The organism is Mesorhizobium sp. (assembly GCF_005063415.1).
GTDB lineage: Bacteria > Pseudomonadota > Alphaproteobacteria > Rhizobiales > Rhizobiaceae > Mesorhizobium.
Genome location: NZ_SUEG01000309.1, coordinates 1 through 1997, shown reverse-complemented (window position 1 = coordinate 1997; position 1997 = coordinate 1). Strand labels below are relative to the sequence as shown.

The following is a 1997-nucleotide window of genomic DNA, read 5'->3' as shown; positions in this document are numbered from 1 at the left end:
GAAGCGGCCTGCGCCTGAGTGACGGCAATGTCGCACAGTAGCAGGGCACCGAGCAGCGCGGCGGCACGCGTCAGCTTGCAACTTGCGCCTGTCATCCCTCCGGAACTCCGCCTGCCTGTCGTTCAGAAAGCTACCGCGCTTGCGGTTAACCGTTTGTTTAGCATACCGCCGATTCCGGCTTCAGCCCAAATGCGCGATGGCTTGCCTGTGCGCGGCTTCGACCACGACCAATGCTGTCAGGTCGACCACGCCGCACGTAATATTCAGACAGAGCCAGAACCGCGACATCCTGGCGTTGCACGAAAAAGGCGTATTCGCCCAGAAGAATGCCTGGATCCAGCAATGCCCGGAGGCTTGGCATGACCGTGATTACCCGTCGAGCCGCACTGCAGTTTGGTCTTTTGTGTCTGGCGACGCCGGATGCGATGGCGCAGCAAAAGCCCGTCGCACCGGATTGGGGCACCAAATTGGTCGAAGCCGCGCGTGAGCAGATCGGCGTCACCACGCTCTACGATCCGACCTATACACGCCTGGCCTATCCGGGCGGGGACGTTGAGCCCGAACGGGGTGTGTGCACGGATGTCGTGATCCGCGCCTATCGCCGCGCCTTCGATCTCGACCTGCAAGAATTGGTGCATGAGGATATGCGGGCCAATTTTGCCGCCTATCCGAAGGCTTGGGGCCTGAAAGCGCCGGACCGCAACATCGACCACCGCCGTGTGCCCAACCTTGCGGTCTATTTCGAGCGGCGCGGTGCTGCCTTGCCCGTCAGCCAAGACCCCGCCGACTATCGGCCTGGGGATCTCGTCGCCCAGATGCTGCCCGGCAATCTGTCGCATATTGCCATCGTGTCGTCCAATCGCTCCACTGTTGTGCCGACAAGAACGCTGGTCATTCACAATATCGGCAGCGGAGCAAGGGAGGAGGACACTTTGTTTGCCTTCAGGCAGACAGGGCATTTCCGGTTCAAGCCAGTCTGAGAAAGCCCGCGGCTACCCCAGATCGACGATAGCTTGCGCCTTATGCGCGGCTTCGACCACGGCCAGTGCCGTCATGTTGACGACGCCGCGCGAGGTGACCGACGGCGTCAATATGTGCGCCGGGCTGTCGGTGCCGAGCAGGATCGGGCCGACATGCAGCGCGTCCATCATCGTGCGCAGCGCGGTCAGCGTGATGTTCGCCGAATCGAGATTGGGGAACACCAGCAGATTGGCTTCGCCCTTCAGCCGCGAATGCGGATAGACGCGCTGGCGCAGCTGCTCCGATAGCGCCGAGTCGGCATGCATCTCGCCGTCGCATTGCAGGTCGGGCGCGATGCGCGCCAGTATCGCCGCCGCCTGCCGCATCTTCACGGCGCTTGGCGAATCGCGGGAGCCGAAATCAGAATGCGACAGCAGCGCTGCCTTGGGCTCGATGCCGAAACGCTGAATTTCCTCGGCCGCCAAAACGGTCATTTCCGCAATCTCCTCGGCGGTCGGGTCGACGGAGACATGAGTGTCGGTCAGGAAAATGATGCCGCGCTGCGAGATCAGCATGGAAAGCGTCGACAGGTCGCGATCCCTAATGCCGGCGCGTGGCCCGATGATCAGCGTCACGTTGCGCAGATGGCGCTCGAATCGGCCTTCGAGGCCGCAGACCATCGCGTCAGCGTCGCCGCGCTTCAGGGCAAGGGCCGCGATCACCGTATTGTCGGTGCGCACCATGGTGCGCGCCGCTTCCGTCGTCACCCCACGCCGGCCGGCAAGCTCGATCAAAAGGTCGACATAGTGGCGGTAACGCGGATCGTCTTCGGGGTTGATCAAGCCGAAATCGACGCCCGCCTTGATGCGCAGCCCGTAGCGCTTCAGCCGCACCTCGATGACATGTGGGCGGCCGATCAGGATCGGTTCGGCGATGCCTTCCTCGAGCACGACTTGCGCGGCGCGAAGCACGCGCTCGTCCTCGCCGTCGGCGTAGATGACGCGCTTGGCGCTCGACGTCTTAGCCATCGAGAACAC

2 protein-coding genes are annotated in these 1997 nt (G+C 62.9%); one reads left to right on the top strand and one right to left on the bottom strand.

Features of this window, described 5'->3' with window-relative positions; all coding sequences use genetic code 11:
• Positions 1 to 359 precede the first annotated feature (359 nt).
• Positions 360 to 980: a DUF1287 domain-containing protein gene (locus tag E5W70_RS32130; protein WP_292665350.1), complete on the top strand. Its 621-nt coding sequence runs from the start codon at positions 360 to 362 to the stop codon at positions 978 to 980.
• A gap of 12 nt (positions 981 to 992) precedes the next feature.
• On the opposite strand, the gene E5W70_RS32125 is transcribed toward E5W70_RS32130, so the two are convergent.
• Positions 993 to 1997, bottom strand: a 1005-nt coding sequence (locus tag E5W70_RS32125) for a phosphate acyltransferase (RefSeq protein ID WP_292665348.1), incomplete at its 5' end; no start/stop codon positions are given.